Source organism: Actinoallomurus vinaceus (assembly GCF_039542055.1).
In the GTDB taxonomy this organism is placed as follows: domain Bacteria; phylum Actinomycetota; class Actinomycetes; order Streptosporangiales; family Streptosporangiaceae; genus Actinoallomurus; species Actinoallomurus vinaceus.
In genome coordinates this window covers 595,679-619,475 of sequence record NZ_BAABHK010000003.1, presented here as the reverse complement: position 1 = coordinate 619,475, position 23,797 = coordinate 595,679, and the positions used below count along the sequence as shown (strand labels likewise).

Genomic DNA, 23,797 nt, shown 5'->3' with positions numbered 1-23,797 from the left:
TGTTGGGCGTCCTGGTTCCCTGCGTTCGCTCCGCGTCCGGGCGGCATGACTCGTGGTCGTGGTCCGGGGGTGCGGGGGCGGGGTTCCTTACGCCCTGGGGCACCTGGTGCGGCCTGGACGGTCCGATGCCCTGCGCGATCGCTCTGGTCGTGCGGGGGCGGTGCCGTCCGTCGCCGGATCGGGTGTCCTAGGGCGCGTCGTCCAATTGCCACCGCCGCCGCCTCATGGCGGGTGACGGAGCACCGGGGGTGGTGAGGGGACGCTGCCAGTGCTGGGCGCCCCATTTGGAGGTGTAGGCGGGGTCGACGGCGACGATGGTGATGCCGAGCTCGGCCGCCATCGCCACCAGCCTGGCGCGTAGTTTCGCCACGGGCATGCCGGAGATCAGGTTACGGAACCGTTTGCGCCGGCCGTGTTTTTCGCGGGTCGTCTCCGCGGCGAAGTCCAGGTTCTCGATCGCGATGGCCAGACCGTGCCGCTTCGCCCAGTGCAGGAGGCGGATGAGGGCGTGCCGGACCTGGGCGTCGCGGTGGGTTGCGGTGCCGGACAGGTCGTAGTCGAATCGGCGGGGTTCGCCGACGGGGTTGCCGTGGGCGTCGAGTCTCCAGGCGGCCAGGTGGTCGGCGTTGGTGTCCACGCCGACCAGGCCACCCGTCCGGGCGGCCTTCAAGGGGACGGTCTTGACGGGAGGGGTCGTCCAGGAGGCGGTCAGGTACCAGCGTTTGCGCTGCACATCTTCGTGGATACGGTAGGCTACCGCCCGATTCGCGCTGATGCGGTCGCGCCATTGCTCACCCCGATGCAGAAACGACACTCTCGAGGCCAGGAGGTACCGGCCGTGTGACGCGTTGGCCAGGTGCGCCAGCGGCGCCGGCAGCTTGATGCTGACCTGACCGTCGGGGGTGACGCGGATGGTCTCGTTGCCGTACGGCTTGCCGGATTCGCCGTCAGCGGCCAGGAACCGGCGCTTGGCCTGCCAGCGTTCACGCCATTCGGCTTTGGTGAGCTCGGCGGCGTCCAGGTTGTGCCGGGTGCGCAGCAGTTTCTTGCCGCCGCGCACGACTCGAACGCGCCCGGCCTGGTTGTCGGCCCGCTGTTGTTCGAGCCGGTCTTGGAGCAGGTGCAGGCGCCGAGTCTTGGCGAACCATTCCTGCGCGTTGCGGTAGCCGCCCGGCGCTTTCTTCTTGCCCTTCTCACCGACCGGCAAGGACAGGCGGTGGGTGATCGTGGCGATCCCGGCTTCGAGGCTGTGGATGTGGGCGAGTTGGCTGCGCCGTGCCAGCGCCCACTGGTCATGGGTGGCCTTGGTGATCGAACCGGCCCACCGCGAGGACGACTCGGCGGTTAACGCCCGTTTGCGGTCCGCCCATTGGCCAGTGTCGTGATCCGGGCCTGCCGCACACCGCGCCTTCAAGTCGCTGGAGGCCAGCGAGCCCAGGTGATCACCCACCAGCCGCAGCACCTTTACGTCGGCCGGCATCAGGCCCTTGAGCCGGTCACGGATCGAGACGCCAGACGGCTCGGTCACAACGAACGGCGCCTCGATAGAACGCAGGTCAGCCATGCCGGGCCGCCTCCAGCACCGTGCCGGCACGGTTCCGCGCCGAACGACGGCCACACGGGCGGGCGAACAACGACGTCAGCGCCTGCCCCATGTTCCGCACCAGATCGTCTTCAACCGCACCGTCGTCCAGGGCCATCGGACGACGGCCATGCCCGACCAGCGCTGCCTCGACCAGTTCCACATCCATCCAACCGAGGCGGTCCGCGTATTCCACCACGATCGTGGTCACGTCCGAGCCGGCCAGCCGCAGTCGGGCCTTGGAACGGGAGCCGTTTATTCCAGAGGCGATTTCGGACTCGACCCGCACGACGCGGTGCTCTTCCTTGGCTGCCCACTGCGACAGACGGGCGACCCGGCGCTCTAGGTCTGGCTTCTGATCGTGGGAGGAAACATGGGCGTACAGCCCGAGACCGCCCACGGCATCCGGCGCAGCGACGGTGTAGATGTTCACCACGGTTGTACGCGGACCCCGCTGAGCCGGAATCGGCAGCGTGCCTTGACGGAACCAGCGGTAAGCGGCGCAGGGACCGATCCTCTGCACTCGTGCCCACTCCGTCGAATTCACACCCAACAACATAGTGTAACCGAAGTCGCACCGTGCGCAGTCGTGCACAGTTAAACTTCGGCAGTTCGCCACCATGCCCACGGGTCGATGAACTCCTAGGCGTTGGGGACGAAGCTGCGGGGCTGGTGCAGGACCAGTTCGCCGAGGGCGCGCATGACGAAGAACGCCGCCATGCCACAGAGGGCGTAGGAGAGGACGAGCCCGGGCCCGGCGGCGGCCATCCTGCCGCCCGCTCCGAGGAACAGGCCGACGCCGATCGCCCCTCCGATGGCGATCATCTTCACCTGCCGGTTGCCCAGGGACTGGGCATAGCCGGAGTTCTCGTTGTCGGACGTCGTGCCCTGGTGATCCAGTGCTGTCGACACACAGCCTCCGAACTGCAGTCTGGTTTTCGCTCCCCCCGAAACCGCAATACGGCCATCGACCTTACAAGCTCGCGGAGCGTGTTCGAGCCGCGACACGAAGTCGGTCGATTCCCTGGCTGAAATGAGGTAGACCCTGGTAGATGAGGCAACCGCCGCCGGCCGGCCCGCCGGCCGCGCACGGCAGGCGTCGCCTGGAAGGGAAGGCATCGCCGACCGAAAATAGGTATAAACCGGACATCCGGAGTGTCGAGCCCCGATGATCCCGGTGGCACCGTTAGGCTCAGGGGACCCGGCTTCCGGCCGGCTCTCACCCCCAGACGACGACTTCCGACGCGGCGCGTGCTCCGGGCACGCGGGGCGTCGCATGCCTGAAGGAGGCGCATCGCGCATGAGTGACTCGTTCGTGCATCTGCATGTGCACACCGAGTACTCCATGCTCGACGGAGCGGCCCGTCTCAAGGAGATGTTCGCCGAGGTCGAGCGGCAGAAGATGCCGGCCGTCGCGATGACCGACCACGGCAACACCCACGGTGCCTACGACTTCTACAAGCAGGCCACGGCCGCCGGTGTGACCCCCATCGTCGGCATCGAGGCCTACGTCGCTCCCGAATCCCGGTTCCACAAGCAGCCGGTGCGCTGGGGTGAGCCCAGCCAGAAGGGCGACGACGTCTCCGGTGGCGGCCACTACACCCACAAGACGATCTGGGCGAGGAACGCCGAGGGCCTGCACAACCTGTTCAAGCTGACGAGCCGCGCCTACACGGAGGGGTTCATCCGCAAGTGGGCCCGGATGGACTTCGAGCTGCTGGCCGAGCACTCGGCCGGCCTGATGGCCACCACCGGCTGCCCCTCCGGTGAGGTCCAGACGCGGCTGCGCCTCGGCCACTTCGACAAGGCCCTGGAGGCCGCCGCCAAGTACCAGGAGCTGTTCGGCAAGGACAACTACTTCCTGGAGGTCATGGACCACGGTCTCGACATCGAGCGCCGGGTCCGTGACGGGCTCATCGAGATCAGCAAGAAGCTCGGCATCCCGCCCGTCGTCACCAACGACTCCCACTACACGCGCGAGTCCGAGGCGTCCGCCCACGACGCGCTGCTGTGCATCCAGACCGGCAAGCAGCTGTCCGACCCGGGCCGCTTCAAGTTCGACGGCTCCGGCTACTACCTCAAGACCGCCGACGAGATGCGGGCGGTCGACACCTCTGACATCTGGGCCGAAGGCTGCCGCAACACCCTCCTCGTCGCCGAACGCGTCGACCCGTCCGGCATGTTCGAGTACCACAACCTCATGCCGCGCTTCCCGGTGCCGGAGGGCGAGTCCGAGGAGTCGTGGTTCCGCAAAGAGGTCTGGCGGGGCATGGAGCGGCGCTTCCCCGAGGGGATCGACGAGGAGCACCGCAAGCAGGCCGAGTACGAGATGGACGTCATCTGCCAGATGGGGTTCCCCTCGTACTTCCTCGTCGTCGCCGACTTCATCATGTGGTCGAAGAACAACGGCATCGCGGTGGGCCCGGGCCGTGGGTCGGCCGCCGGGTCGCTCGTCGCGTACGCGATGGGCATCACCGACCTGGACCCGCTCCCGCACGGTCTGATCTTCGAGCGGTTCCTCAACCCCGACCGCGTGTCCATGCCCGATATCGACGTCGACTTCGACGAGCGTGGGCGCGCCGACGCGATCCGCTACGTCACCGAGAAGTGGGGCGCCGACAAGGTCTCCATGATCGCCACCTTCGGCACCATTAAGGCGAAGGCCGCGATCAAGGACGCGGGCCGCGTCCTCGGCTTCCCGTACGCCCTGGGCGACCGCATCTCCAAGGCGTTCCCGCCCGCCGTGATGGGCAAGGACATCCCGCTGTCGGGGATCTTCGACGACAAGCACCCGCGGTACGGCGAGGCCGGCGAGCTGCGCAAGCTGTACGAGGAAGAGACCGACGTCAAGCAGATCATGGATCTGGCGCAGGGCCTGGAGGGCCTGATCCGCCAGACCGGTGTGCACGCCGCCGGTGTGATCATGTCGGCGGAGCCGCTGACCGACCACATTCCGATCATGCGCCGTGACTCCGACGGTGTGATCATCACGCAGTTCGACTATCCGACCTGCGAGACGCTCGGCCTGCTGAAGATGGACTTCCTGGGCCTGCGCAACCTGACGATCATGCAGGACGCGCTGAAGGCCATCAAGGCCAACAAGGGCGTCGAACTCGACCTGCTGAAGCTCCCGCTCGACAACAAGAAGGCGTACGAGCTGCTGGCCCGCGGCGACACGCTCGGCATCTTCCAGCTGGACGGCGGCGGCATGCGCTCGCTCCTGCGGCTGATGCGCCCCGACAACTTCGAGGACATCTCCGCGGCCCTCGCGCTGTACCGCCCCGGCCCGATGGGCGCGAACTCCCACACCAACTACGCGCTGCGCAAGAACGGCCAGCAGCCGATCACCCCGATCCACGAGAAGCTGGAAGAGCCGCTCAAGGACATCCTCGACACGACCTACGGCCTGATCGTCTATCAGGAGCAGGTCATGGCCATCGCGCAGAAGGTCGCGGGCTACAGCCTCGGACAGGCGGACCTGCTCCGCCGCGCGATGGGCAAGAAGAAGAAGTCGGAGCTGGACAAGCAGTACGCCACCTTCGAGTCCGGCATGCAGGAGCGCGGCTACCCCGCCGCGGCGATCAAGGCGCTGTGGGACATCCTGCTGCCCTTCTCCGACTACGCCTTCAACAAGGCGCATACCGCCGGGTACGGCCTCGTCTCGTACTGGACCGCCTACCTCAAGTCCAACTACCCCGCCGAGTACATGGCGGCGCTGCTCACCTCGGTCAAGGACGACAAGGACAAGAGCGCGCTCTACCTCAACGAGTGCCGCCGCATGGGCATCACGGTGCTCACGCCCGACGTCAACGAGTCCGACTCGGACTTCACCCCGAAGGGCGACACCGAGATCCTGTTCGGCCTGTCCGCGATCCGCAACGTCGGCGAGAACGTCGTCGACGCGATCGTCAAGGCCCGTAACGAGAAGGGCAGCTTCACCGACTTCCAGGACTTCCTGCGCAAGGTGCCCCCGCAGGTCTGCAACAAGCGGGTCGTCGAGTCGCTGGTCAAGGCGGGCGCCTTCGACAGCCTCAAGCACGAGCGCAAGAGCCTCGTGATGGTCCACGAGCAGGCCATCGACGCGATCATCGACATCAAGCGCAACGAGGCGATCGGACAGGACTCCCTGTTCGGCGGGGGCGACGACGCCGTGGACACGACGTTCGACATCGCCATCCCGGAGGGGGAGTGGGACAAGACCACCCTCTTGGCGTTCGAGCGCGAGATGCTCGGCCTGTACGTCTCCGACCATCCGCTGCTCGGCATCGAGCACATCCTGTCCGCCAACGTCGACTGCTCGATCGCCGCCCTGACCGCCGACGAGCGGGCGGACGGGCAGATCGTCACCGTCGGCGGCCTGGTCTCGGGGCTGCAGCGCAAGGTCACCAAGAAGGGCGACTCCTGGGCGCTCACGACCCTCGAGGACCTCGAGGGCGCGATCGAGCTGATGATCTTCCCGTCGGCGTACCAGCTGTGCTCCACGCTGCTCGCCGAGGACGCCATCCTCGTCGTCAAGGCCCGCCTCGACAAGCGCGAGGACACCCCGAAGCTGATCGCCATGGAGGTCACCCAGCCGGACCTGACGGTGAGCGACTCCGGCCGGCCGCTCACCGTCTCGATGCCCGTGACCCGGGTGACCCCACCGGTCGTGCAGAGCCTCAAGGAGGTGCTGGGCGCCCACCCCGGGCAGACGGAGGTCCACCTGCAGCTGCAGAACGGCCCCCGGACCACCGTCGTCCGCCTCGACGACAGGCTCCGGGTCACGGCCTCGCCGGCGCTGATGGGCGACCTCAAGCAGCTCCTCGGGCCCACCTGCCTGGTCTGATCGGCCGGGCCGCCCCGGTGGCGGCCCGACATGTCAGGCGGGTCCCACGCCGCGCGGCCCTGTCCCAGCAGGGGACGCGCGGAGGTGACAGGCCGTCCGGATCTCGCGCGGCCTTGTCACAGCGGGGGACGCGGTGGCTCGGACGCGACCGGCCGTCCGGGTCCCGCGCCGCGAGTCACAGCGGCGGGATGTGGTGACCCGGGCGGAACAGGTCGTCCGGGTCCCAGGTCTTCTTCACCCGGGCCAGGCGCGCGTGGTTCTCCGGCGTGTACGCGGTCGCGGTCCGGGCCGGATCGGCCAGGAAGTTCAGGAAGGACCCGCCGGTGGCGTACGGGCGCAGCCGGCCGGCCAGGCCGTCGACGGCCGCGTCCACGCCGGACCGCACGGCCGGGTCTCCGTACCCGGTGCCGCCCGGCCCGTACGGCGCGCTCACGATCACCGAGAACGGCACGTCGCGGTGGCCCACCGGCCCGGCGTCCGGCGCGGGCCGCGCCATCGCCCCGCCCCAGTGCCGGACCTCGACCGCCGGCGCGGGCGTCCCGCCGAACACCGCGTCCGGCAGCGCTTCGAGCACCGCGCCGGGCAGGTCACGGAACAGGTCGATGTGCTGGCGGACCGCCATCGGGGGCGGCGCCGCCCCGGAGATCGCCGTGCTCGCCGCCCCGAACGTCATCGCCCGGAAGCCGTCGACCAGCGGCGGCCCCGCCGCCTCCAGCAGCGGACCGAGCCGCGCTTCGGCCTCCTCGTACGGGCCCAGGTGGAACACCCGGACGCCGACGACCGGCCGGCCGCGCACCGGATCGGGGATCCCCGGGGCGTCCGGCATCCGCATCAGCATCACGGCGGTGTTCAGCTCGTCGGGCTCATCGGCCGCCCACTCCCGGTAGCGGGCGAGCGTCTCGGCGGCACGCTCGCCGTCGTAGAGCGAGAGGCCCGCGAACACCCGCCCGACGGTGTGCAGCCGTACCTCCAGCGCGGTGACCACGCCGAAGTTCCCGCCTCCGCCGCGCAGCGCCCAGAACAGGTCGGGGTGGTGGTCGGCGTCCGCCGTGACATGCTCGCCCTCGTCGGTGACCACGTCCGCCCGCACCAGGCCGTCGGCGGCGAAGCCGTGCTTGCGGGAGAGCCACCCCGCACCGCCGCCGAGGGTGTACCCGGTCACGCCGACGAACGGGCTGCCCGACACCGGCGCCAGATCGTACGGCGCGGCGGCCGCGATCACGTCCGACCAGCGCGCGCCGGGGCCGACCCGGGCGACACGCCGGTACGGGTCGACCCGGACCTCCGCCATCCGTGACGTCCTGAGCAACAGGCCGCCGTCGGCGGGCACGATCGTGCCGTGCCCCGTGGCCTGCACGGCGAACGGCAGGCCGTGCTCGCGCGCGGCGGCGACCGCGGCCCGTACGTCGTCGAGGCGGGTCGCCTCGGCGACGATCAGCGGGTGCGGGTCGACCTGGAGGTTCCAGGCCGTCCGCGCCTCGTCGTACGACGCGTCGCCGGGCAGGTGCACCAGTCCGGCGAAGGCCTCGCGCAGCGTGTGTGCGATGCGCTCCGCGGTCGTCGCGTTCCACGTCATTGTCGTTCCGCTCCCCGGGAGTGTCGGCCGTCACCGGTGTGACGGCGGCCGTCATCGGTCGCCTCCGATGCTCGCCGCCCGGCCGCCCCGCCGTCGTCGGCCGGGGGACGGCAGTCGCGCTGCCCCACGCGGCGCAGCGACGGCCCGCGTACTCCCGAGGGAGTAGCGCGCTGCTCCACATCCGGGAGGAGCCCGTGGCGAAGTCTTCGGTTTAGGCTGCGCGAATGGGACTCCAGCACCGGCTGCGTCCGCCGGTCTCCGATCTGCTCGTATCGACGGCCGTCGGCGCCTTCGCCCTGATCGGTGCCGCGATCGCGCCTCCCGGGCGTACCGGCCTGGACGCCCTCGGCTACCTGCTCCTGCTGGCCGGGTCCGCCGCGCTCCTCGTACGCCGCCGGTCGCCGGTCGCCGTCCTCCTCGTCACCACCGCGTGCGTCCTCGTCTACCTCGTCCGCGGATATCCGGGCGTGGCCGCCGCCGAGCCGGTGATGGTGGCGCTGTTCATCGCGGCCCGCGCCGGGCGCCGGATCGCCGTCCCGGTGCCCATGGCCGCCCTCGTCATCGTCGTGGTCACGGACCTGACGCTGCACCATGGCGAACCGGTCCGGCAGGTGGTTCAGGACCGGTTCCTGCTCGTCGGCTGGCTGGTCGCCAGCGTGATGATGGGCGGCGCCTTCCGGCAGTGGGACGCCTACGTCCACGAGGCGCGGCAGCGGGCGGCGGAGGCCGAACGCACCCGGGAGGAGATGGCGCTGCGCCGCGCCGGCGAGGAACGCCTGCGGATCGCCCGCGAACTGCACGACTCGCTCACCCACAGCATCTCCATCGTGAAGGTCCAGGCCGGGGTGGCGATCCACCTCGCCCGCAAACGCGGCGAGGAGGTCCCGGAGGCGCTGCTGGCCATCCAGGAGGCCAGCGGCGAGGCGATGCGCGAGCTGCGGGCGACGCTCGAGGTGCTGCGCGAGCCCGACGGCGAGACCGCGGACGGCGAGAACGCCGGCAGCGGACTGAACCGGCTGCCGCAGCTCCTGCGGCGGGCCTGCTCCGCCGGCCTGCGGGCCGACCTGACCATCGCGGGCCGGACCCGCGAGCTGCCGTCCGCCGTCGACCGTGCGGCCTACCGGATCGTGCAGGAGGCGCTGACCAACGTCGCCCGGCACTCCGGCGCCGCGTCCGCGTCGGTGCGCCTCGACTACGGCGCGGACACGCTCACCGTCCAGATCGACGACGACGGCCGGGCACGGCCCGGGACGACTCCGACACCCGGCGTCGGCCTGACCGGCATGCGGGAACGGGTCACCGCCCTAGGCGGGTGGCTCAGCACCGCGCCCCGCCCGGAAGGAGGGTTCACCGTACGCGCCGAGCTGCCCCTGGGCGACCCGCCGGAGCCACCGTCGGACGGCGACGGCCCCGGAAACCCGACCGTCACCGCCCGCACCGGGGCCGGGAGCGCGACCGAAGACGGGACCGAGGCCGGGAGCATTGCCGCGGCCGGGGCTGCCGCGGAGGGCATGGCCGGGAGCGCGGCCGGCGCCGGGACTGCGGGCGGGAGCATTGCCGGAACCGGGACCGGGGCTGCCGCCGGGGGCGCGACCGGCGCCGAGACTGCGGTTGGGAACATTGCCGGGGCCCGGGCCGGGCGGGAGGCGCCGTGATCCGGGTGCTGCTCGCCGACGACCAGGCGCTCATCCGTGCGGGATTCCGTGCCCTTCTCCAGGCCGAGGACGACATCGAGGTCGTCGGCGAGGCGGCGAACGGCGAGGAGGCCGTCGCACTGGCCCTTCGGCACCGGCCCGACGTCGCCCTCGTCGACGTTCAGATGCCCGTGGTCGACGGTATCGAGGCGACCCGGCGGATCACGGCCGACGAGCGCCTGGCCGGCGTCCACGTCGTGATGCTGACCAACTACGGGCTCGACGAGTACGTCTTCGACGCGCTGCGCGCGGGCGCGAGCGGCTTCCTCGTCAAGGACACCGAACCGGCCGACCTGCTGCACGGCGTCCGCGTCGCCGCGCGCGGCGACGCGCTGCTGGCACCGGCCATCACCCGTCGGCTGATCAGGGAGTTCGTGTCCCGGCGTCCGCGCACCTCCACTCCGGACGCGCTCGCCGCCCTCACCAACCGGGAGCGGGAGGTGACGGCGCTGGTCGCCCGCGGCCTGTCCAACGACGAGATCGCCGCGCACATGGTGATCAGCCCGACCACGGCGAAGACGCATGTCAGCCGCGCCATGACCAAGCTGCGCACCCGTGACCGCGCCCAGCTCGTCGTCCTGGCCTACGAGTCCGGCCTCGTGACGGCCGGCGACGCCACCGTCCGCCCATGGGGCCCGGAGCGCTGACGGACGCGGCGGGACCGGATTGCCGAGGCGTCCGGGCGGATGGCCGGGGACGGCGGTCCCGGCGTGATGCGGTGGTCGGGCCGCCGAGGCGGTGAGCGTCCCTGCGGTGGGCGGCCGGAGACGCCCGGCGCGAGTCAGACCGCTGAGGCGCCGAATGTTCTGCGGTAGGTGGCCGGGGAGATGCCTACGGCGGCGTGCAGGTGCTGGCGCAACGAGGCGGCGGTGCCCAGGCCGGCGCGCGCGGCCACCTGGTCGATCGGCAGGTCGGTGGTCTCCAGCAGCCGCCGGGCCTCCTCGATGCGCTGCCGGACCAGCCACTGCGCCGGACTGAGCCCGGTCTCCGCGCGGAACCGCCGGGTGAACGTCCGTACGCTCATGCCCGCCCGGCGGGCGAGGCGTGCCAGGTCGAGCGGCTCGTGCAGCCGCTCGAGGGCCCAGGCGCGGGTCTCCGCCGTCGAGGATCCCGTGGTCTCCGGCAGCGGCCGCTCGATGAACTGCGACTGGCCGCCCTCCCGCCACGGCGGCATGACCGAGCGCCGGGCCGCGCGATTGGCGACGGCGCTGCCGTGGTCGCGGCGGATGACGTGGAGGCACACGTCCACCCCCGCGCCCACCCCGGCCGAGGTCAGCACGTCACCGTCGTCGACGAACAGGACGCCGGGGTCGAGTCGCACCGTCGGATGCAGCGCGCGGAACCGCTCGGCGTGCAACCAGTGCGTCGTCGCCGGGCGGCCGTCCAGCAGGCCCGCGGCGGCCAGCACGAACGCGCCCGTGCAGATCGACATCACCCGCGTGCCCGGTCGCCGCCTGGCCAGTGCGTCGGCCACCGACGGCTCGAGGACGCCCGTCTCCAGGGCCGTGCCGCCGTGTACGCCCGGGATCACGACGGTGTCGGCGGTGGCGAGGACCTCCGGGCCGTGGTCGGGGACGGCCGCGAACCCGGCCGACGTGCGCACCGGCCCGCCGTCCGGGGTGCAGACGCGGACCCGGTAGAGAGGCCGCCCGGAGCCGTCGCGTGCCGCGCCGAAGATCTGCGAGGGCACGCCGAGGTCGAACGCGACCACGTCGTCGAGGGCGAGGACGACCACCTCATGAGCCATGGCCCGATTCTTTCATATGTTGGCCTTTGGGCCACTCGCCGTCGAAGGTCGTGACCGCGAGACTCTCTTGGGTGACCCAGACACTTCCCGACACTCCGGCCCGAACCAGCCCACGTCTGCACCGTGCCTGGATCGTCGCCGCGGTGACCCTGGTCGCCCTCGTCGGGGCGGCCGGGTTCCGCGCGACGCCCGGCGTCCTCATCGATCCGCTGCGCGCCGAGTTCGGCTGGCCGCGCGGCACGATCGCCTCGGCCGTCTCCGTCAATCTCCTCCTGTACGGCCTGACGTCGCCGTTCGCGGCGGCCCTGATGGACCGGTTCGGCATCCGCAGGGTGGTCTCCGGAGCGCTCGTGCTCGTGGCGGCGGGCAGTGGCCTGACCGTCTTCATGACGGCGTCCTGGCAGCTCATCGCCTGCTGGGGAGTGCTCATCGGCCTCGGCACCGGGTCGATGGCGATGGCGTTCGTCGCGACCGTGACCAGCCGGTGGTTCGTCAAGCGCCGGGGCGTCGTGACCGGCGTGCTCACGGCGGGCGGCGCGGCCGGGCAGCTGGTGTTCCTGCCGGTCCTGGCCCAGCTGACCCACATGTACGGCTGGCGGTCCGCGGCCGTCGCGGTCTGCGTCACCGCGCTCGCCGTCGTACCGCTCGTCGCGTTCCTCCTGCGCGACCACCCGTCCGACGTGGGGCTCCCGCCGTACGGCGCGACCGAGCCGGTGCCGAAGCCGCACAACGAGGGCGCTGCGCGCCGGGCTCTCGGCGCCCTCGCGACCGCCGTCCGGACCCCGGTCTTCTGGCTGCTCGCGGGCGGGTTCGCGATCTGCGGCGCCTCCACCAACGGCCTCGTCGGCACGCACTTCATCCCGGCCGCCCACGACCACGGGATGCCGGAGACCACGGCGGCGAGCCTGCTCGCGCTCGTCGGCATCTTCGACGTGGTCGGCACGATCTTCTCCGGCTGGCTCACCGACCGGGTCGACTCGCGGGTGCTGCTCGGTGTCTACTACTTCCTGCGCGGCTGCTCGCTGCTGGTCCTGCCGAGCCTGTTCGCCCGGACCGCGCACCCGAGCATGCTGGTGTTCATCATCTTCTACGGGCTCGACTGGGTGGCGACGGTGCCGCCCACGGTCGCCCTGTGCCGGGAGCACTTCGGGCTGACCGGCCCGATCGTCTTCGGCTGGGTCTTCGCGTCCCACCAGATCGGCGCGGCCGCCGCAGCCATCACGGCCGGCATCATCCGCGATCACCTCGGCGACTACGCGGCCGCCTGGTACGGCGCGGGCGTCCTCTGCCTTCTCGCCGCCTTCCTGTCGATCCGGATCAAGAGGCGGATTATTACTGGTTAAAACGCTTTGCTTAGTGTTTACCGAAGCGTCGTGCGCGCCGCCTACAGTTCCGGGCGTGGCCGAGACCCTGGCCGAGGAGCTGCTGCTTCTCGCCTATGACCTGCGCGGAAAGTGCCGCATGGGCCCCGTGGAGCTGGACTGCGGGGTCGGCGGCGCGATGCTGTCGGACCTCCGGCTCGCCGGCCGGCTGCGGCTGAGCGGCACGGCACTGGCCGTCGACGACCCCGAACCCGTCGGCGACCCGGTCCTCGACGCCCTGCTCACCGACATCGCGGCCTCGCCGCGCAGCCGTACGCCCCAGGAGTGGGTGACGCGCCTGCGCGCGACGGACCACCAGCAGCGCCTGCTGGCACGCCTGGCCGACCGGGGCCAGGTCGCGGTCGACCGCCACCGTACGCTCGGCGTCTTCGTCGAGACCCGATACCCGGTCCGGGACATCGTGGGGCTGTGGGAGGCGCAGCAGCGGGTGGTCGCCGCCGTCACGACGGGTGCGGCGCCCACCGACGCCCGTACGTTCGCCCTCGGCGCGCTCGTGGCGGCCTCGGGGCTGGGGAAGGCGGTCTTCGCGACCTCCGGGAACTGGCGGATCCTCCGCGACCGGATGCGCGAGATGACGGCCGGCGACTGGGTCGCCGACGCCGTACGCCGGGCCCTCTCGGTCGAGCACCGGAGCGTCTCCGCCTGACCGGTGCTCGCCGCCGAGGGCTCCGGGCCGTCAGCCGGTGAAGGCCAGGGCGTCGATCTCGACCAGCATCGACTCGTGCGGCAGGGTGACGAACACGGTGGTCCGGCAGGGGAGCACCCCACCCGGGCAGTTCTCCTCGACGAACTCGCCGTACACCTCGTTCATGGCGGCGAAATCGTCCCGTTCGGTCAGGTAGACGCGGAACATCACGACGTCCTCGACGCTCGCGCCGCCGGCCTCCAGGACCGCCTTGACGTTCGCCAGGGTCCGCCTCGTCTGCGCCTTCACGTCGCCCGGGTGAACGTACTCGCCGGACTCCGGGTCCTGCGGGCCCTGCCCCGACACCTGGATGAGCGGTCCCCGGCGCACGCCCTGGGAGAACACCCACGCCGGGGCGGGCGCGCCCTCGGTCCGGATCTCGATCTTGTCAGCCATGGCCGTTCCCTTCGATCTCGGTGTATCCGCAGTCGGCGGAGATGGTGCGAGCGGTCGTGAGCAGGTCGGGAAGCAGATCGAGCACCTCGGCGCGGCTCAGCAGGACGTGCGGCACCGAGATCGAGACGGCCGCCGCCACCCGCCCGCTCGCGTCGCGAACGGGCGCGGCGACGCAGGTGATGAACGTCTCGTGCTCCGCGTCGTCCACGGCGTAGCCCTGCCGGGCCACCCGGGCCAGCTCGACGAGCAGGGACGCCGGGTCGGTGATGGTGTTCTCGGTGAACCGGGTGTAGTCGATCGCCCGGGCGACCTCGCGCCGTCGCTCCTCGGGCAGGTCGGCCAGGAGCACCTTGGCCAGGGCCGTGCAGTGCAGCGGTACGCGGAGACCGACTCGGGAGTACATCTGGATCGACTGCCCGGAGTCGTGCTTGTCCAGGTAGAACACCTCGCCGCCCTCGTAGACGCCGAGGTGCACGGTCTGCCCGGTGGACCGGCTCAGGCGTTCGAGGCGGGGCGCGGCGATGGCGCGGATCTCACGTTGGGCGAGGGCCGAGTCGGCCAGCGCGAACAACCGGGCGCCCAGGTGGAACCGGTGGAGGCCGTCGCGGTAGACGAACCGCTCGTCCTCGAGCGTGCGCAGCAGCCGCAGGACGGTGGTCTTGTGCACGCCGAGCTCACCGGCGAGGTCGTCGAGGGACCGCGGCCCCTTCTCCAGGCCGACGAGTATCCGCAACGCGCGCGCCAGGCTCTGGCTCACCGCACCCTCCGCTCATCGCCGCCGGTCCCGCCGGGGCCGGTCCCGGTTCCGCAGCATGATGTCCCATTGCTGCTCACCTGCGACACATGCCCCATTGACTCTCGCGTGGCGGCGATGCTACAACCACTGGAACATATCGCGCAACGGACGTTGCAGAATACGCAACGCCGGAGGTGATCGTGGCAGAGAAGATCGACAAGGACGCCGTCAGCGCGCTGCGCGACGAGCGTCTCGACTGGCGCTTCAAAGCGGTGCCCGCATCCGCTCACGGCTCGACCGTCGGGGAGTTCCTCGCGGCGCGCCCGGGGCTCGAGGAGTTCGGCACGCCACTGCTGACCCTGGACGCCGCCGCCCTCGACCACAACATCGCCACGATGGCCGGCTGGGCCGCCGCCGCGGGCGTCCACCTCGCGCCGCACGGCAAGACGACGATGGCGCCCGCGCTGTGGCAGCGGCAGCTCGACGCCGGCGCCTGGGGGATCACCCTCGCGAACCTCCCGCAGCTGCGGGTCGGGCGGGCGTTCGGGGTGAGCCGGCTGATGCTCGCGAACGCCCTGCTCGATCCGGCCGGGCTGGCGTGGGTGGCGGCCGAGCTCGACCGCGACCCGGACTTCGAGTTCACGTGCTGGGTCGACTCGGTGCGCGCGGTGGAGCTCATGGACGCCGCCCTGCGAGCGGCCGGGGCGCGGCGTCCCGTCGACGTCTGCGTCGAGCTGGGCGGTCCGCACGGCCGCACCGGGGCCCGCGACGACCGTGAGGCGCTGCGGATCGCCGACGCCGTCCGCGCGACGCCGGCCCTGCGCCTGGCCGGTGTCGGCGGCTACGAGGGCGCGCTCGCCCACGACGCCTCCTCCGCCGGGCTCGGCGCGGTCCAGGCGTACCTGGAGCGGGTCGCGGCGCTGCACGAGCGGATGCCGTACGAGACCCCCGACCCGGTGGTGACCGCGGGCGGCAGCGCCTACTTCGACCAGGTCGTCGAGGTCCTCGGCGGCCTCACCGGCCGGGTGGTGCTGCGCAGCGGCGCGTACGTCATCCACGACGACGGCTTCTACCGCGCCATCTCGCCGTTCGCGCGGGGCGCGGGGACGCCGTTCCGTCCGGCCATGCACGGGTGGGCACGTGTGGTCTCCCGGCCGGAGCCGGGCCTGGCGCTGCTCGACGGCGGAAAACGCGACTTCCCCTACGACGAAGGGCTGCCCGAGCCGCAGTCGATCCGCGGCAAGGGCGCACTCGACGGCGCCCGGATCGGCGCGCTCAACGACCAGCACGCCTTCCTCCGGCCGGCGGACGGCGCGGTGCTGCCGGACGTCGAGGTCGGAGACGTGATCCGCCTCGGGCTCTCCCATCCCTGCACGGCCTTCGACAAGTGGACGCTCATCCCCGTGGTGGACCCCGCCGGCGTGGTCGTCGACCTCGTGCGGACGTGGTTCTGATGGCCGACCTGGTCATCCGGGGCGCGTACGTCGTCGACGGCACGGGCGCCCCGGGGCGTACGGCCGACGTCGCCGTCACCGACGGCCGGATCAGCGGCGTCGGCGGCGCGCCCAGCGGCCGCCGGGTCCTCGACGCCTCCGGGCTCGCGCTCGCCCCCGGGTTCATCGACATGCACGCCCACTCGGACCTGCGGCTGCTCGTCGAGCCCGACCACGAGGCCAAGGTGAGTCAGGGCGTCACCACCGAGGTCCTCGGCCAGGACGGCCTGTCCTACGCCCCCGTCGACGACACCACGCTGGGCCAGACCCGCCAGGCCATCGCCGGCTGGAACGGCGACCCGCCCGGCTTCGCCTGGAACTGGCGGAGCGTCGGCGAATACCTCGACCGGCTCGACCAGGGCATCGCGGTCAACGCCTGCTACCTCGTCCCGCAGGGCTCGGTGCGGATGCTCGCGATGGGCTGGGCCGACCGGCCGGCCACCGACGCGGAGCTGGCCCGCCAGAAGGACCTCGTGTCCACCGGCATGCGCGAGGGCGCGGTGGGGATGTCCAGCGGGCTCACCTACGCACCCGGCATGTACGCCACGACGGCCGAGCTGGTGGAGCTGTGCCGGGTCGTGGCCGGGCTCGGCGGCTTCTACTCGCCGCACCACCGCTCGTACGGCGCCGGAGCCCTCGAGGCCTACGCCGAGATGATCGAGGTCTCCCGCGCCTCCGGCTGCCCGCTGCACCTCGCGCACGCGACGATGAACTTCCGCGTCAACGCCGGCCGCGCCCCCGAACTGCTGGCCCTGCTGGACGACGCGATCGCCGGCGGCTGCGACATCACGCTCGACACCTATCCGTACCTCCCGGGCTCGACCACGCTCGCGGCGCTGCTGCCGAGCTGGGCGTCCGCCGGCGGGCCGGACGCCATCCTGGCCCGGCTGCGCGACCCCGCCGAGCGGAAGCGGATCCGGCACACGATGGAGATCGAGGGCTCCGACGGCTCCCACGGCGTGCCGATCGAGTGGGAGACCGTCCAGATCTCCGGCGCGCGCGACCCCGCCGTCGTCGGCCGGACCCTCGCCGAGCTGGCCACCACGTCGGGCCGGACCCCGTTCGACGTCTACTGCGACCGGCTCCTCGCCGACGAGCTCGCGACGACGATCCTGCAGCTCGTCGGGGACGAGGAGAACGTCCGCGCGATCATGCGGCATCCGGCGCACACCGGCGGAAGCGACGGCCTGCTCGCCGCGGCCCGGCCCCATCCCCGCGCCTGGGGCACGTTCCCCCGGTACCTCGGCCACTACGTCCGCGAGCTGGGCGTCCTCCCGCTCGAAGAGTGCGTCGCGCACCTGACCGGACGCCCGGCGCGGCGGCTCAAGCTGACCGACCGCGGACTGATCCGGCCCGGCCACCACGCCGACCTCGTCCTGTTCGACCCGGCGACCGTGCGCGACACCGCGACGTTCGACGAGCCACGGCGGCGGCCCGAGGGCGTCCCGTACGTCTTCGTCGGCGGCGTCGTCGTCATCGCCGACGGCCGGCACACCGGGGCGCTGCCCGGACGGTCGCTGCGCCGCACCCCGCGCGGAGACACCCGCTGAGCCCGGCGGTCGACGAGACCGCTCCGATCATCCGAGCCCCCCGAGATCACCCGAGCCCCCCGAGATCACCCGAGCCCCCCGAGATCACCCCGGAAACCGAGCCCCCTGAGGCGCTCCGACAACTCGAGCCCCCCGAGACCGCCCCGACAACTCGAGCCCTCCTCTCCGAGACCGCGCCCATCACCTGAGCCTTCTTCCCCCGGATCCCCGCCGCACCGCGGGTGATCACCCCGCTCCCGAAGGGTCACATCATGCACTGGCTGCAACACGAGACCGGAGGTCTGCTGCTGCTCTGCGCCGCGGCGATCGCCGTTCTGCTCTTCCTCATCATCAAGGTCAGGCTCGAGCCGTTCATCGCGCTCCTGGTGTCCGGCCTGCTGCTCGCGCTGGCCGCCGGCCTGAGCGTGAACCAGATCGTGGGCACGGCGCTGAGTTCCAAGACGTCCCTCCTGGAGACCGGGTTCGGCGCGATCCTCGGGCACATCGCGCCGATCATCGGGCTCGGCACGATCCTCGGGGCGATCCTGGAGGCCTCAGGAGGCGCCGACGTCCTGACCCGGCGGCTGCTGGGGGTGTTCGGCGAGAAGGGCGCCCCGCTGGCGATGGGCCTGTCCGGCCTCATCTTCGGCATCCCGGTCTTCTTCGACATCGGCATCTTCGTCCTCGCCCCGCTCGTGTACATCACGGCCCGGCGCGGCGGGCGCTCCCTGATCCGCTACGCGCTCCCGCTGCTCGCCGGGCTGTCGATGACCCACGCGTTCCTGCCGCCGCACCCCGGTCCCGTGGCCGTCGCCGGGCTGCTCGGGGTCAGCCTCGGCTGGCTCATCGTCATGGGACTGGCCTGCGGCATCCCGGCGTTCCTCGTCGCCGGCGTCGCGTGGGGCGCCTGGATCGGCGAGCGGGTGCGCGTCGAGGTGCCCGAGGACTACGTCGTCGGCGAGGAGAGCGCCGAGCGCGCGGAGCGGCCCGAACCGCCCCTCAGCCTGGTGGGCGCGATCATCGCCGTGCCGCTCGTGCTGATCCTGCTCGCCACCTTCGGCACCGTCTGGTGGAAGAACAGCTCCGCGCTTCCCGTGCTGACCTTCCTCGGCACGCCCGCCGTCGCCCTGACCATCGCCGTCCTGCTCGCGATGTGGCTGCTCGGCACGCGCCGCGGCATCCCGGCGGCCGAGCTCGCCTCGCTGGCGTCCGCGTCGCTGCGCCCGGTCGGCATGATCCTCCTGGTCGTCGGCGGCGGCGCGTTCTTCGGCGCGGTCATCTCCGCGACCGGCGTGGGCAAGGCCCTGGCCGCCACGATGTCCGACGCGGGACTGCCGGTCATCGTCCTCGCCTACCTGATCAGCTGCGGGCTCCGGCTCGCCCAGGGATCGGCGACGGTCGCGCTCGTCGCCACCGGCGGCATCATCGGGCCCCTGGTCCAGAGCCATCACTACAGCCAGGCGCACCTCGCGCTGATCGCCATGGCGGTCGCGGCCGGCTCGATCATCGCCTCGCACGTCAACGACGGCGGCTTCTGGATCGTGTCCCGCTACTTCAACATGTCGGTCAAGGACACGCTGAAGACCTGGACCGTGCTCGAGACGATCCTCTCCGTCGTCGGGTTCGCCATGGCGGGCCTGCTCAGCACGGTGATCTGAACAGGCGTTGTCGCTCCCGCCGCTCTTCGGCCACACGCCTCGGCGGCGTGTGGCCGAAGACCGCGGACTACCGGCCGGGCAGGGCGGTGACGGTGCCCGCGCCGACCGTACGGCCGCCCTCGCGGATCGCGAAGCCGAGGCCCTCCTCCAGGGCGACCGGCCGGCCCAGCTCCACCGTCATCGTGACGGTGTCACCGGGCAGCGCCATCCCGCCCTCGCCCAGGTCGATGTCGCCGACCACGTCCGTCGTCCGGATGTGGAACTGCGGCCGGTACCCGGTGAAGAACGGCCGGTTCCGGCCGCCCTCCTCCGCGCCGAGGACGTACACCTCGGCCTGGAACCGCGCGTGCGGGCGGATCGCCCCCGGCGCGGCGACGACCTGGCCGCGGCGCACCTGCTCCCGGCGGACGCCCCGCAGCAGCACGGCCGCGTTGTCGCCGGCCTCCGCGTGGTCCATCGCCCGGCCGAACGTCTCCAGCCCGGTGGCGACCGTGGTCAGGGTCGCGCCCAGTCCGACGACCTCGACGTGGTCGCCGGTCCGGATCGCGCCCTGCTCGACGACGCCGGTGACGACGGTGCCCCGCCCGGTGATCGTCAGCACGTTCTCGATCGGCAGCAGGAACGGCCGGTCGAGGATCCGCGCCGGGATCGGCACGTACGCGTCGACGGCCGCGAGGAGGTCCTCGATCCGCCTCGTCCAGTACGGGTCGTCCTCGAGGGCCCGCAGCCCGGACACGCGGACCACGGGGATCTCCTCCCCGGGGAAGCCGTACGCCGACAGCAGCTCACGGACCTCCAGCTCGACCAGGTCGAGCAGCTCGGCGTCCTCGACGGCGTCGGCCTTGTTGAGGGCGACGACGATGTGGCGGACGCCCACCTGCCGGGCGAGCACCACGTGCTCCCGCGTCTGGGGCATCGCGCCGTCGAGCGCGGACACGACGAGGATCGCCCCGTCGATCTGCGCGGCGCCGGTGACCATGTTCTTGATGTAGTCGGCGTGTCCCGGCATGTCGACGTGGGCGTAGTGCCGCGTCGGCGTCTCGTACTCCACGTGCGCGATGTTGATCGTGATGCCGCGGTCGCGCTCCTCCGGGGCGCGGTCGATGCCCTCGAAGGGCACGACCCGGGCCAGCCCCTGCCGGCTCAGCACCTTGGTGATCGCCGCGGTGAGGGTGGTCTTGCCGTGGTCGACGTGACCCATCGTGCCGATGTTGAGATGCGGCTTGCCGCGTTCGTAGACCTGCTTGGCCATGGTTCGTCCTCGCGTCGTGATCGAACGTGAGAACCCGGGCAGGGGGCGACGCCTCTGCCGTGCCACCCTCCTCCGCGGGTTCTCGAAGGACGGGGCGGAGGAGGGTCAGCGTCGCAGGCCGTCGGCGAGCACGGCCGCGGCGCCCGGCGCGTCGAGGTGCGCGGGCGACAGGAGGGCGGCCATGCGGAACATGCCACGAAGGTACGGCGCGCGGCGCCGCTGGTCGATCGATTTTTCCGCCGAGGACCTCCGGGACTCCCGGCCCGCCGGGCCTCGGCGATCAGAACCCGCCAGGCCTTGGCGATCAGTGCCCGCCGGGTCTCGGCGGTCAGGAGCGGACGGTCACCGACAGGTTCGCCAGGCGGTCCTGGTCGTCGAACTCCACGACACAGGAGCCGCCGTCCGGCAGCGTCGCGGTGATCGACGTCTCGGCCTGCCGGTACGCCAGCCGGTGGTGGCTGAAGAACCGCATGACGGTCAGCCGGTGGTCGGCGGGGAACAGGGAGAGCCCGCCCGTGATCAGGCGGGGTGCCGTGACGGAGTCCCACGCGGCCGCCGGAACGGCCGGGTCGCGGACGGCGAAGTAGGCGACCCCGCCGTCGTAGGGGCCGGGGATCATGCCGGCCAGGCCGAGCATGCCGGTGGCGACCATGGCGACCAGTTCACCGCCGTTCCGCGCCGGCCCCTCGTACCAGGACAGGTCCAGCTCGCGCGAGGTCATCTCGGGGATTCCGAGGCGGGAGCCCATGGCCTGCGGGTTCAGCACCGCCGGGTGGGAGGGACCGAACTGGGGGTTGGCCCAGCCCCACAGCCAGCTGCGGTCGTTCTCGGCGAAGCTCCCGATGAGGGCCACGTGCAGGGTGACGTCCCCCTGCGTGTAGGTGCCGGTCGTCAGGTCGGTGCTCCAGTCGGCCGCCGGCAGGAATTCCGCCAAAACCTCCTGTTGCTGTGCGGCGACCGCCGCGTAGGCGGCCCCAAGCCGCTCGAACGCCGGGCTGAATCCAGACATGGCGGGCACACTATCTCAGAAGATCTATGCCGCGACGTGGGCCAGGAGGCGTCCAGGTTAAGGCGGTACGCTGCGATGTTCACCGACGCCGGGGGAGGGCGAGTGGCGAGCCGGATTCGCGCAGGAGTGCTGGCGGCGCTTGCGATCACCGTACTGGGCGTGCCGATCGGGCTGCTGTGGGTCGCCCTCGCACCCCGGACGACCTATCAGATGGCGGGCGGCAAGGCGCTCCTCGCCGATCCGGAGACCCAGACGCTGATCGCGGCGGACGGCTGGTTCGCCGTGGTCACCGCCGCGATGGGCCTGCTGTGCGGCGTCGCCGCCTATGTCCTGGCCGGGCGCCTGGGCGAGCTCGGCCTGCTCGTCGGGACCGCGGTGGGCGCCGTCGCGGCGGCCGTCGTGGCGTGGCGGCTGGGCCATTTCTTCGGCTTGGGCGCCTACCACCACGCGCTGCGGGCGGGCGCGGACGGCACGCTGGTCCGGGCCCCGCTCGCCCTGCACGCCCTCGGCGTGGTCCTCGCCTGGCCGCTGACGGCGGCGGTGGTGTTCGGCCTGCTGGAGGCGCTGGACGTGGCGGGCCGGGAGAAGCGCAGGCGGCTAGCCGCGGGCGATCCCGGCCGTGGCGGCGCCGGTCAGCCGTACCAGGTCGGCGGGGGCCAGTTCGATCTGGAGGCCACGCCGACCGGCCGAGACGTAGATCGTCGGGAATCCTGACGCGGACGAGTCGACGACCGTCGGCAGCCGCTTGCGCTGCCCGAGCGGGCTGATGCCGCCCCGGACGTAGCCGGTGACGCGCTCGGCCTGCGCCGGGTCGGCCATGGCGGCGCGCTTGCCGCCGGCCGCGGCGGCCAGGGCCTTGAGGTCGAGCGTGGACGACACCGGCACGACCGCGACGGTGAGGTCGCCGTCGACCTCGGCCACCAGCGTCTTGAAGAGCCGGTCGTGCGGCACGCCGAGGGCGTCGGCCGCCGCTTCGCCGTAGGAGTCCGCTTCGGGGTCGGCCTCGTACGGGTGCAGGGTGAAGGGGATTCCGGCGCGCGTCGCCGACACGGTCGCGGGCGTGCCCTTGCCGCCCGATCGCCGGTTGGATGCCACTGGTGCCTCTTGCCTTTCTGCGGAATCGGGTCAGTTGGGACTGACGGTGCCGCCGAGGAACTCCGCGGCGGGCACGGTCGGGAAGGCCTCCAGCAGGAGGTTCTCCCGGCGGAGCAGGCCGTATTCGAGGTGGAGCCGGGTCGCGGCGTCCTCGGCCTCGAGCAACCGCTGCTTGTCCGGGCGGTCCAGGACCACGGAGGCGCCGACCAGATACGAGAGCTCGACGGGATCCGTCGGCAGGTCGTCGAGGTCGGCCACCTCGGCGCCGTGTTCGACCAGTCGGTCGCAGTAGCGGTGGAACAGACGGCTCACCGGTCCCGTGACCTTGTCGGCCCCGGGGCCGTCCTCCTCCGGCAGCAGGGTGACGTCGGCGCGGAGGTAGGAGAGCGAGTCGTCGATCTGCTCGATGTGGAAGCGCGAGCCGCCGGTCGTGACGACGTCGTACCGGCCGTCGTCGTGCTGCTGGACGCCGCGGATCTCCGCGGTGCAGCCGACCGACGCGAGCCGGCGGGCGGCACCGGGGCCGACCTCATGACCGAGCTCGATCGAGACGACGCCGAACCGATGCGGCTCTTCGGACTCGAGGAGATCGCGCATCAGCTCGCGGTACCGCTCCTCGAAGACCTGCAGGGGCAGCACCAGCCCCGGGAACAGCACGGCTCCCAGCGGAAAGATCGGCAGCCGTTCGGTCACGGCGTCAGCGTACGACGTCCCGGCCCTCGCCGTCGCGCCGGTTTCGGCCAATTCGTGATCTACAATGTAAAGGGCGTGGCCTGGAACGATCATCAGGGCGAGGTCGGGAACGTTCCACGGGCGGTGTGACCGTAGTCACCTTGAACTAGATCGCGTCAACCGGCACACACCACCACGACCTGCGGAGTTACGGTCTGACGACCGCGCGGCCACGCCGCCGCGGCACGGCGGTACTTCCCGCCGGTGTTTTCGCTCGGAGGCCCGTATGTGGCTCAGCATGTTCTTCCTGACGATCGCCAGCCTGTGCGTCGGATTCATCCTCGGCTGGATCGTCGCCCGCCCTCGCCGCTGGCACACCTTCCCCGACGTCGGCCCGGCGGCGGCCGACCGCTCCGAGAACCGGCAGGAGTTCACCGGGGGCGCACGGCCGGGCGCGTAGCGTCTG

Annotated in this window: 21 protein-coding genes; 10 read left to right on the top strand and 11 right to left on the bottom strand. The window is 71.8% G+C overall.

From position 1 onward, the window contains the following. Nucleotides 1-187: 187 nt before the first annotated feature. The 3 genes from ABEA24_RS13835 to ABEA24_RS13825 all read right to left on the bottom strand — a co-directional run bounded on the left by ABEA24_RS13835 (nt 188) and on the right by ABEA24_RS13825 (nt 2,494). Nucleotides 188-1,528: an IS200/IS605 family accessory protein TnpB-related protein gene (locus ABEA24_RS13835; RefSeq protein WP_345431170.1), complete on the bottom strand. Its 1,341-nt coding sequence runs from the start codon at nt 1,526-1,528 to the stop codon at nt 188-190. Between the two features lie 28 nt (nt 1,529-1,556). After that, complete coding sequence (locus ABEA24_RS13830; RefSeq protein WP_345431169.1) at nt 1,557-2,141, bottom strand: IS607 family transposase; 585 nt, start codon at nt 2,139-2,141, stop codon at nt 1,557-1,559. An 83-nt stretch (nt 2,142-2,224) separates the two neighbouring features. After that, nucleotides 2,225-2,494, bottom strand: a complete 270-nt coding sequence (locus ABEA24_RS13825) for a hypothetical protein (RefSeq protein ID WP_345431168.1) — start codon at nt 2,492-2,494, stop codon at nt 2,225-2,227. A 388-nt stretch (nt 2,495-2,882) separates the two neighbouring features. Between ABEA24_RS13825 and dnaE the strand changes: the two genes are divergently transcribed. Beyond that, on the top strand, nt 2,883-6,407 hold the full coding sequence (gene dnaE, locus ABEA24_RS13820; protein ID WP_345431167.1) for a DNA polymerase III subunit alpha: 3,525 nt from the start codon (nt 2,883-2,885) through the stop codon (nt 6,405-6,407). A gap of 175 nt (nt 6,408-6,582) precedes the next feature. Here dnaE and ABEA24_RS13815 read toward each other — a convergent pair whose 3' ends face one another. Further along, entirely contained in the window at nt 6,583-7,983 is a 1,401-nt protein-coding gene (locus ABEA24_RS13815) for an FAD-binding oxidoreductase (RefSeq protein WP_345431166.1), read from the bottom strand. Nucleotides 7,984-8,207: 224 nt separating this feature from the next. Here ABEA24_RS13815 and ABEA24_RS13810 point away from each other — a divergent pair, with 224 nt between their 5' ends. After that, nucleotides 8,208-9,638 (top strand): sensor histidine kinase, encoded by a 1,431-nt coding sequence (locus ABEA24_RS13810; RefSeq protein ID WP_345431165.1) that lies wholly within the window; start codon nt 8,208-8,210, stop codon nt 9,636-9,638. After that, nucleotides 9,635-10,324: a response regulator gene (locus tag ABEA24_RS13805; protein ID WP_345431164.1), complete on the top strand. Its 690-nt coding sequence runs from the start codon at nt 9,635-9,637 to the stop codon at nt 10,322-10,324. The genes ABEA24_RS13810 and ABEA24_RS13805 overlap by 4 nt, the downstream gene beginning before the upstream one ends. Nucleotides 10,325-10,458: 134 nt before the next feature. On the opposite strand, the gene ABEA24_RS13800 is transcribed toward ABEA24_RS13805, so the two are convergent. Next, nucleotides 10,459-11,424 (bottom strand): GlxA family transcriptional regulator, encoded by a 966-nt coding sequence (locus tag ABEA24_RS13800; RefSeq protein WP_345431163.1) that lies wholly within the window; start codon nt 11,422-11,424, stop codon nt 10,459-10,461. A 71-nt stretch (nt 11,425-11,495) separates the two neighbouring features. Here ABEA24_RS13800 and ABEA24_RS13795 point away from each other — a divergent pair, with 71 nt between their 5' ends. Together ABEA24_RS13795 and ABEA24_RS13790 are read left to right on the top strand one after the other, a co-directional pair. Further along, on the top strand, nt 11,496-12,767 hold the full coding sequence (locus tag ABEA24_RS13795) for an MFS transporter (RefSeq protein WP_345431162.1): 1,272 nt from the start codon (nt 11,496-11,498) through the stop codon (nt 12,765-12,767). A gap of 55 nt (nt 12,768-12,822) precedes the next feature. After that, nucleotides 12,823-13,452, top strand: a complete 630-nt coding sequence (locus ABEA24_RS13790) for a GOLPH3/VPS74 family protein (protein ID WP_345431161.1) — start codon at nt 12,823-12,825, stop codon at nt 13,450-13,452. 30 nt (nt 13,453-13,482) lie between these two features. Here the strand turns inward: ABEA24_RS13790 and ABEA24_RS13785 are convergent, their stop codons facing one another. After that, on the bottom strand, nt 13,483-13,887 hold the full coding sequence (locus ABEA24_RS13785) for a RidA family protein (RefSeq protein WP_345431160.1): 405 nt from the start codon (nt 13,885-13,887) through the stop codon (nt 13,483-13,485). Further along, nucleotides 13,880-14,644, bottom strand: a complete 765-nt coding sequence (locus tag ABEA24_RS13780; protein ID WP_345431159.1) for an IclR family transcriptional regulator — start codon at nt 14,642-14,644, stop codon at nt 13,880-13,882. The genes ABEA24_RS13785 and ABEA24_RS13780 overlap by 8 nt, the downstream gene beginning before the upstream one ends. 179 nt (nt 14,645-14,823) lie before the next feature. Here ABEA24_RS13780 and ABEA24_RS13775 point away from each other — a divergent pair, with 179 nt between their 5' ends. The 3 genes from ABEA24_RS13775 (at nt 14,824) to ABEA24_RS13765 (ending at nt 19,303) form a co-directional block, all read left to right on the top strand. Next, nucleotides 14,824-16,077 (top strand): type III PLP-dependent enzyme domain-containing protein, encoded by a 1,254-nt coding sequence (locus ABEA24_RS13775; protein ID WP_345431158.1) that lies wholly within the window; start codon nt 14,824-14,826, stop codon nt 16,075-16,077. Continuing rightward, complete coding sequence (locus ABEA24_RS13770) at nt 16,077-17,666, top strand: N-acyl-D-amino-acid deacylase family protein (protein ID WP_345431157.1); 1,590 nt, start codon at nt 16,077-16,079, stop codon at nt 17,664-17,666. Before ABEA24_RS13775 ends, ABEA24_RS13770 begins: the two co-directional genes overlap by 1 nt. A gap of 251 nt (nt 17,667-17,917) precedes the next feature. Beyond that, nucleotides 17,918-19,303, top strand: a complete 1,386-nt coding sequence (locus ABEA24_RS13765) for a GntP family permease (RefSeq protein WP_345431156.1) — start codon at nt 17,918-17,920, stop codon at nt 19,301-19,303. A gap of 67 nt (nt 19,304-19,370) precedes the next feature. On the opposite strand, the gene tuf is transcribed toward ABEA24_RS13765, so the two are convergent. After that, on the bottom strand, nt 19,371-20,555 hold the full coding sequence (gene tuf, locus ABEA24_RS13760) for an elongation factor Tu (RefSeq protein WP_345431155.1): 1,185 nt from the start codon (nt 20,553-20,555) through the stop codon (nt 19,371-19,373). A 328-nt stretch (nt 20,556-20,883) separates the two neighbouring features. Then, nucleotides 20,884-21,564: a DUF6882 domain-containing protein gene (locus ABEA24_RS13755; protein ID WP_345431154.1), complete on the bottom strand. Its 681-nt coding sequence runs from the start codon at nt 21,562-21,564 to the stop codon at nt 20,884-20,886. 102 nt (nt 21,565-21,666) lie between these two features. On the opposite strand from ABEA24_RS13755, the gene ABEA24_RS13750 reads away from it, so the two are divergent. Further along, complete coding sequence (locus tag ABEA24_RS13750) at nt 21,667-22,278, top strand: hypothetical protein (protein ID WP_345431153.1); 612 nt, start codon at nt 21,667-21,669, stop codon at nt 22,276-22,278. Here ABEA24_RS13750 and ybaK read toward each other — a convergent pair. After that, nucleotides 22,162-22,659 (bottom strand): Cys-tRNA(Pro) deacylase, encoded by a 498-nt coding sequence (gene ybaK / locus ABEA24_RS13745; protein ID WP_345431152.1) that lies wholly within the window; start codon nt 22,657-22,659, stop codon nt 22,162-22,164. The genes ABEA24_RS13750 and ybaK overlap by 117 nt on opposite strands. A 30-nt stretch (nt 22,660-22,689) precedes the next feature. Then, nucleotides 22,690-23,352, bottom strand: coding sequence for an LON peptidase substrate-binding domain-containing protein (locus ABEA24_RS13740; protein ID WP_345431151.1), 663 nt, complete (start codon nt 23,350-23,352; stop codon nt 22,690-22,692). A 265-nt stretch (nt 23,353-23,617) separates the two neighbouring features. On the opposite strand from ABEA24_RS13740, the gene ABEA24_RS13735 reads away from it, so the two are divergent. After that, nucleotides 23,618-23,791, top strand: a complete 174-nt coding sequence (locus ABEA24_RS13735) for a hypothetical protein (protein WP_345431150.1) — start codon at nt 23,618-23,620, stop codon at nt 23,789-23,791. Nucleotides 23,792-23,797: the final 6 nt, after the last annotated feature.

What these genes read in the sequence shown, in the direction of transcription:
- ABEA24_RS13735 (WP_345431150.1), top strand. Translation starts at nt 23,618, where the DNA reads ATGTGGCTCAGCATGTTCTTCCTGACGATCGCCAGCCTGTGCGTCGGA.
- ABEA24_RS13755 (WP_345431154.1), bottom strand. Translation starts at nt 21,564, where the DNA reads ATGTCTGGATTCAGCCCGGCGTTCGAGCGGCTTGGGGCCGCCTACGCG.
- tuf (WP_345431155.1), bottom strand. Translation starts at nt 20,555, where the DNA reads ATGGCCAAGCAGGTCTACGAACGCGGCAAGCCGCATCTCAACATCGGC.
- ABEA24_RS13810 (WP_345431165.1), top strand. Translation starts at nt 8,208, where the DNA reads ATGGGACTCCAGCACCGGCTGCGTCCGCCGGTCTCCGATCTGCTCGTA.
- ABEA24_RS13770 (WP_345431157.1), top strand. Translation starts at nt 16,077, where the DNA reads ATGGCCGACCTGGTCATCCGGGGCGCGTACGTCGTCGACGGCACGGGC.
- dnaE (WP_345431167.1), top strand. Translation starts at nt 2,883, where the DNA reads ATGAGTGACTCGTTCGTGCATCTGCATGTGCACACCGAGTACTCCATG.
- ABEA24_RS13785 (WP_345431160.1), bottom strand. Translation starts at nt 13,887, where the DNA reads ATGGCTGACAAGATCGAGATCCGGACCGAGGGCGCGCCCGCCCCGGCG.
- ABEA24_RS13815 (WP_345431166.1), bottom strand. Translation starts at nt 7,983, where the DNA reads ATGACGTGGAACGCGACGACCGCGGAGCGCATCGCACACACGCTGCGC.
- ABEA24_RS13830 (WP_345431169.1), bottom strand. Translation starts at nt 2,141, where the DNA reads ATGTTGTTGGGTGTGAATTCGACGGAGTGGGCACGAGTGCAGAGGATC.
- ABEA24_RS13765 (WP_345431156.1), top strand. Translation starts at nt 17,918, where the DNA reads ATGCACTGGCTGCAACACGAGACCGGAGGTCTGCTGCTGCTCTGCGCC.
- ABEA24_RS13800 (WP_345431163.1), bottom strand. Translation starts at nt 11,424, where the DNA reads ATGGCTCATGAGGTGGTCGTCCTCGCCCTCGACGACGTGGTCGCGTTC.